Origin of the sequence: Cytobacillus firmus DS1 (assembly GCF_000565285.1) — a bacterium.
GTDB classification, from domain to species: Bacteria; Bacillota; Bacilli; order Bacillales; family Cytobacillaceae; genus Cytobacillus; species Cytobacillus firmus_A.
On the sequence record NZ_APVL01000035.1, the window covers coordinates 21,920 to 28,423 of the forward strand.

Annotated in this window: 6 protein-coding genes and 1 pseudogene; 1 reads left to right on the top strand and 6 read right to left on the bottom strand. The window is 35.9% G+C overall.

Annotated elements, in window-relative coordinates:
* Window positions 1-9: 9 nt before the first annotated feature.
* The 6 genes and pseudogenes from PBF_RS23315 to PBF_RS23330 all read right to left on the bottom strand — a co-directional run bounded on the left by PBF_RS23315 (window position 10) and on the right by PBF_RS23330 (window position 5,558).
* On the bottom strand, window positions 10-261 hold the full coding sequence (locus PBF_RS23315) for a zinc-finger domain-containing protein (protein WP_035333219.1): 252 nt from the start codon (window positions 259-261) through the stop codon (window positions 10-12).
* Window positions 262-393: 132 nt separating this feature from the next.
* A complete protein-coding gene (locus tag PBF_RS26620; RefSeq protein ID WP_200870089.1) occupies window positions 394-561 on the bottom strand; it encodes a hypothetical protein in 168 nt (55 codons plus the stop codon).
* Window positions 562-813: 252 nt separating this feature from the next.
* On the bottom strand, window positions 814-1,035 hold the full coding sequence (locus PBF_RS23320; protein WP_035333221.1) for a hypothetical protein: 222 nt from the start codon (window positions 1,033-1,035) through the stop codon (window positions 814-816).
* A 147-nt stretch (window positions 1,036-1,182) separates the two neighbouring features.
* Window positions 1,183-3,243, bottom strand: a complete 2,061-nt coding sequence (locus tag PBF_RS23325; RefSeq protein WP_035333223.1) for an ATP-dependent helicase — start codon at window positions 3,241-3,243, stop codon at window positions 1,183-1,185.
* Window positions 3,244-3,306: 63 nt separating this feature from the next.
* A pseudogene (locus PBF_RS27245) lies at window positions 3,307-3,748 on the bottom strand (XF1762 family protein).
* Window positions 3,749-3,848: 100 nt separating this feature from the next.
* A complete protein-coding gene (locus PBF_RS23330) occupies window positions 3,849-5,558 on the bottom strand; it encodes a phosphoadenosine phosphosulfate reductase family protein (RefSeq protein ID WP_051489004.1) in 1,710 nt (569 codons plus the stop codon).
* Between the two features lie 461 nt (window positions 5,559-6,019).
* Between PBF_RS23330 and PBF_RS23335 the strand changes: the two genes are divergently transcribed.
* Window positions 6,020-6,430: a DUF5301 domain-containing protein gene (locus PBF_RS23335; RefSeq protein WP_035333225.1), complete on the top strand. Its 411-nt coding sequence runs from the start codon at window positions 6,020-6,022 to the stop codon at window positions 6,428-6,430.
* Window positions 6,431-6,504: the final 74 nt, after the last annotated feature.

Here is a 6,504-nt window from a genome sequence, read left to right on the forward strand (position 1 = left end):
CCTTAATCGTTATTTCTTAGGATGTGGCTTGGATAGCAGTGCTCCTATCTTTTGCATTTCCATACAAATTTGACATTGTTTAAGACAATACCTGGACCTTTCTTCGTCCCCTTTCTTCTCCGACTTCATTTGCTCCATTACAAAGCAGCCTCTGCATTCTTTGTCTAATATTTTGCCAGCAAGTAGTATCAGTTCTTTTTGTGAATAGGTTTCTAGATATTGAAGTACGAAAGGTGCACTTGAGTGTTGTAAAATATTCATCCATTTTCCCTCCTTAAAACAAAAAGCACTCCCCATGGTATGGAGAGTGCTTCTCTTCACTTGAAATATTAAATTTTATTTAACGAAAATAATATAAAACACTTTTGATGTTTAATCAAAAATCTGAGATATCTAATTATCTGGATTGTCCAATAATCCGAGAACTCTTTGGTGGAACTCTTCTTCAGTTATTTTACATTCCAAACGTTCCTTAATTAACATTTCCTCAGCTGGAGTTAAAAATAATCCTGATATGGCTAAAGATGCTTTCGCACTGCCAATGGCTTTTTCAATTGACATGTTTATCAGCCCTTTTCCAAAAATTTAACTCCAATTCTTACCTTTCTTCCTATTTTAATGGATATAAGCTGAGAAATAAAGTGTATTAAGTATTTTTTCTTTTTCCATAGGCTCTCTTTGTAAAGATTGTGGCTTTCAAATAAGATAGATTGATTCCATATTTAACGTGTTCTTTGAGGCGTTGAAATATGTTATCTAATTTGATACATGAAAATGAACAAAAAAAACGCCCGGAAAATTATCCAAACGCATTTACCATTTATTTTTGCTATTATGTATATTCCTATGTACATAATCTCTATTTTTGTCGGAAGACCATTGCCCTAAAAAGGTAGCCAGAACCATAAAAACCCCACCGACAATAAACCCAATCATATAAAAACCTGTAAAAAATAACACGAAAGAACCTACCAGTGAAATTACCATTACAATCAGTAACCAGGTTGTTATTTTATCTTTCATTTTATCATCCAATGGAATCCCTCCCTTTACTTATAGTAATATTTTAACAAAATTTATAAATATATGAAATTTTATAAATCTCTCAATAAAGTAAGAATTTATGCGAAGACAACCTTTCCATAAATAAAAGCGGTCCACCAACGGATCCGCTTTTACTTATTATTTTTCTTGGAAACTTTCTTTTAAAAACCTGCTTATTTCTACATTTTTTCCTCTATATTTTTTAGGAGAGGAGATAAATAATTCTTCTTCAGCACGTGTAACACCCACATAGGCTAAGCGCCTTTCTTCTTCTAGTGCTTCAGCATAAGTATTGGCGTTAACCCTGTCTTTTTGGTCTTCAGCATTTTCGATAGCTTTGTGAGGCATGATTCCTTCACAGAATCCAATGATGAACACACAAGGAAATTCTAATCCTTTAGCAGAGTGTAACGTCATTAATTGAACTGCATCTGCATTTGGATTTTTCTTCAGATGCTCCATTTCTTTATGTTTTTCAATAATGGTATCAATGAAATGGATGAAATCCTCTACTCGAGTAAATTTTTCAGAAGCTGACTCTAATTCATCTAATGTTTCAATTAAAAATTCTTTATGAAGAGTGATAGTTTTTCGGTCATCCATATTCAGAAACTCATCATATTTAATGGGGCCCTTTCGTATGAACTTAATGGCTTCTTTGGGTGCCATATTTTTTAAGTTGCGAATATGCTCCACACGATTTAATATTTCTCCTTGGTGGTAAGGTTTTAACCCGGGAAACCTTAGGAGAAGTAAAAGGTTATTTTTCGTCTTTTGTTCCATAGAGTTTGATGTTATATGTTGACTCACTTTCTCACGACTTAGATACATAGAAGGCGCTACCCCAGAGATTGCGTCTAAGTTATTTGGGTCTAATGATAGTCTTAAATGATCTAAAACGGGTTTTACAATATGATTCTGGTAAAATACTTGTTTTACTCCATGTGCAACAAAAGGAATCTCTTGTAGCACTAATTCATCCCATATTGCCCGGCTCAGACTGTGAATTCTATAGAGAATCGTGTAATCCTTGAATCGTCGGTTGCCATTTTGAGTTTCAGCAACAATATTATCAACAATTAATTTTGCTTCATGATCAGAATCTTTTGGCCTCAGGTATATGGGGGTTGTTTCAGCCTCCTTAGTCGCCTTTAATACTTTCCCAATTCTTTTGGTATTATGTTTAATGAGATCATTACCCAGCCCTACAATCGCGATAGTAGAACGATAGTTTGTATCAAGCGTTATTTGGGTTAGGTTCGGAAATTCTTGTTTCAAGTTTAAAATGAATTCCGGGGAGCTGGAACGAAAATTATAAATGCTTTGATCTTCATCCCCTACTGCAAGTAGATTTTGAGATTTATTTAATAGTAGTCTCATAATTTGATGCTGAACTAGGTTAGTATCTTGATATTCGTCAATGCAAATATATTTAAAGCGTTTCTGCAACTGCTCTCTTACTTCGTGATTATATTTTAATAAGTAATAGGTCTCTAAAAGAATATCATCAAAGTCCATTAAGTTTTTCTTTTCCTTCAACTGCTCATAAGCCATGTATATATGCTGAATCTCTTTTTCTATTGGTGTTGTTACTTCTAGGTGCCTGGGCAAGATCATTTGTGACTTAAAATGTGAAATTAAGCTCAGCAAACTTTCCGGCTCATAACTATCAACCAGCGATAAATCCCTTAGTATTTGAGTCATAAGGATTTCCTGGTATTTGGAATTTGAAAGTATATCGGCCCTGTAGTTATGGGATCTCAACAATCTCAAGAAAATGGAGTGGAAGGTTCCTGAAACTATACGATTTGCAATGGAGGTGCTAAGTCCTGGCAAAAGTTTAATTCTCTCTAGCATTTCAGTGGCTGCCTTTCTTGTAAAACTCACCAGGAGGACCTCTTCTGGCTTTAAATCGTCTTTGGTCAGAAGATAGGCTGTCCGACATGTTAAGACTCTTGTCTTACCGCTACCGGCTCCCGCAATAATTAACACAGGGCCATCTGTAGTTCTAACTGCTTGAAGCTGTGAGTTATTTAAATGGATTCCTTGCTTTTCTATAGCACGAAAGAAGAAACTATCGCTTTCATTCTCAGCAACTAATTCTAAAGTAGTCTGATTTTCAGCCAGGTCAGCTAAAGGAATTCCGTTTTTAGTAGATTGAAATGGGTATTTAAATCCTTGTTTCTCTTTAATGAACATCTTGTGTTCCTCCCTTATATGATATTCATAGGTAAGTTTCATTTGAGAAAATGCGATTACATATTAACTAATCTGCTTCACCCATCTTTTCTTTGGCCCTGTGGGTCCTTTATCAAGTCTAGGTCGAGATGCGCTATTCCATGAACCGCCCTTGCTAAGGCCTTCCAGTTTAAATCCGCAAGCTCTTAGGGATACTCCAGATTCCTCATCTAGTGTATAGGTGACAATCCTCCGGTACCCCATGGCATTGATAGATTGAACTGATCAACCTTGATACTCCGTTTTTATAGATACTGCTTTTTAAACAGCAGCGGGTGATTTCAAGGGGGAATCCATCGTTGTTGTGCCTGGCAATTGGTAAACCAGCTATGGCAACACCAACTAGTACATCTGTATCCCATAGACCAACCGAGAATTTATGCCCGTGAGGGGCCACACAATGCCTGTGATGTTGATCAATAAAGTTCTTTGCTTCTTTGAAGCTGATTGGTATATTTTCGAGTATGAGCGGTTGTGTGGGATAGCGCTATAAAATTCATTCTTTCGATTCCTCCTGAAAAATAATAAAGAGAGAGAATATAAGTTCTCTCCCTCAATCTCTGCCCTTAGCTGGCCATTTCTTTTTTCATTTTTATTCCCTCATAAAGGGTGTCGAGCAGCAAGTGATGAATAGCAGCATCTTTTGCTTTCCCGACCATCTTATTAAACGGCTTACCGTCAGTGCCTATTGCTTCTAATCCATCAATAAAAAGCCAGTGAGCAACATATTCGTCTGCCTCTTTTTGTGTTCGAATGTCTTCCCGGGCCACAACAAAGACCGCTTTATTCCAAACCAAACCATCATCCACCAAATCATCATGATCAAAGTAGCAAAAAATTTGATCCTTCATGAATTGTTGCCTTTCTTTGATATAAGCAATCATATCGTCAAAACCAAATTTAAACTTGTACTCCACATAGAAAATGGGATTTGGATTTGTAGTTTCTTTAGTATTAAGGGTCCAATCCGGATGAAATACGATAGATCCATCATATTGATGATTGACCGGTTGGAGCTCTATTCTGGAGAATTCAAACCCATCCTCATTCCAGGCCTCAAGAATAGAAGTGATTTCCTCTTCCTCGATGAGAGTATAGCCTACCTTTTCCTGGGTGTATAAGAGCTTCTCTAAAAGGATTTTACGTAATGTAATAGTAAAGCCGCCAGGACGGAATTCTCCATTCTCATTGCCTTTTTTGGCCCTTTGGAATGTATGATAATAGTGTGAAGAAGGATCCAACTCTTCGAATATCGTTATAGGAGTGTATTCCCCCTGATCTACACCACTTAGATGGGATCTATATTCCTTCCTTCTAAGCGGCTCCCGGTACCTTACATCATTTGCTACATCAAAGAGGAATGCCTTCCATTCTGCTAAATAGGGTGCATCCTTATGTCCCTTTTCTATTAATGCCTCAAGCATGCCATCGCGGCGTCCAGACATTAGACAGACCCAACACCCATTTCTAGAGGAATTGGAGCCGCAGGCTTTGTCATTAACAGAACGAACAATCGGACATTCCTTACCATCCTCATACATAGCTCTCAGTTCCGAAACAAGTTCACCCCATGGAAATACCTGTACAAAGTTCTCAAGATATATCCACAGATCAAACGTGGTAATCGTTTTTATAGGCGTATACACTCGTAATTTCTCATAGGTATGGTGTTTGGAGAAATAATCACTTACCTCAAACTTACGTATACTATTTGCTCTGGCCACTGACTCGTCCAACCTTGTGCCGATGAGGAGCGTAGCATCAAAATCCACAATATCAAAATCAACTGGACTTTGCTTAAGAATATATTCAATGGTTCTATTCATCGGTGAGAGCTTGAGCTTTCCACTGCACCATCGAAATCGGGACTTGCCATTTGGTGCTGGTAGCCCTTTACCAATCACATTGAAAAAAAACTTTTCCTTTGGATTAGGGGCGCTGAGCAAAATTTCAATCCCTAGTTCTTTGCCAATCCTTCCGACAGCTTCAAGGTTTTTTCTTACATACGAAGACATTGATTCAGTCTCGACCAATGTATCTGCAGAAATTACATACACCTTTTTTTGTCTTTCAGCTGGGGTAAGGCTATTCAGCATTTCCAGAAAAAGTGTCAATACCAAGGATGAATCTTTTCCAAACGACACCGCTAAAATCATTGGTTTGTTGTCGGATAAGTAAACTGTTCTCATATGGTCCCTAATGTCCGTAATGAGCTGCAGCTTCTCCTCTCGATAAAACATCCAATCCATTAATACATCATCATACGTTTTAGACATTGAACTTCCTCCTCAAAAAAGTTTTTGCGCAAATAAAAAAAGCCCATTAAGGTCATGTTTAAAGAAACACTTCCCTAATGGGCTATTGCTAATAAACTATACGCATTTGAGTGATTAAACCTATAACGGGTGTTTAGAAGACAAAATACTTTCCCCGCTTGGGTGAAGTTAATACAAAAAAGTAATATATTTCAAGCTTACTATATATAGAATGGCAAGTAAAGGTTATGAAATGGCCAAGTCCCGCTCTCTTTGACTAGACTCAGGATAAAATATTGGTAAAAGAGAATTTGCTCAAGAAACCTTTAGATTCTAAATACCTTGTAACTAAAGGATTTAATTGTATTTTTATGTTAAAATGAATATCATTAAAACATTCACTTAATTAACATCTTACATTAGTTATATGAAGACATAGTAATATTCTATACGTAATGAATTATAAAAAAAGGGGGATAACCTTGAAAAAAACCATAATTTTTTCCCTAGTATTAGTTTTGGGGATTTTCGGATTCATTTATTTTTATACTTTAAAAAGTTCATCATTAGAAGAAATTGTTTTATTTAATGTAGAAGAGATAACTTCAATTGAGATCAAAAAAAACAGTGAAGAAATAATTCTGACTGATAAAAATGAAATAGAAAAAATTATGGATGACTTTTCTAAGATAGAATTAAGAAAAAATGAACAGTCAGATAAAGGTTTCAACGAATCTTATTGGATATCCCTATTTGAAAATAATAAGCAAACGTATGGATTAACTTTTTATGATAATAATTTTATAAATATTTATAGTTTTGAAACAAGGGAAAGTAGCCAATTTAAAGTAATCAATGAAAATAAGTTAGAAATTCAAAACTTATTTAAATAAAAAGAATGTTCGGTTATTATTCCGAACATTCTTTCAGACTGTCGACAAACTCGATGAAAATCGTGCTTGTCTGC

Bases quoted from the DNA above. Each gene is read 5' to 3' on its own strand.
- PBF_RS26620 (WP_200870089.1), bottom strand. From the start codon at position 561: ATGTCAATTGAAAAAGCCATTGGCAGTGCGAAAGCATCTTTAGCCATA.
- PBF_RS23330 (WP_051489004.1), bottom strand. From the start codon at position 5,558: ATGTCTAAAACGTATGATGATGTATTAATGGATTGGATGTTTTATCGA.
- PBF_RS23315 (WP_035333219.1), bottom strand. From the start codon at position 261: ATGAATATTTTACAACACTCAAGTGCACCTTTCGTACTTCAATATCTA.
- PBF_RS23325 (WP_035333223.1), bottom strand. From the start codon at position 3,243: ATGTTCATTAAAGAGAAACAAGGATTTAAATACCCATTTCAATCTACT.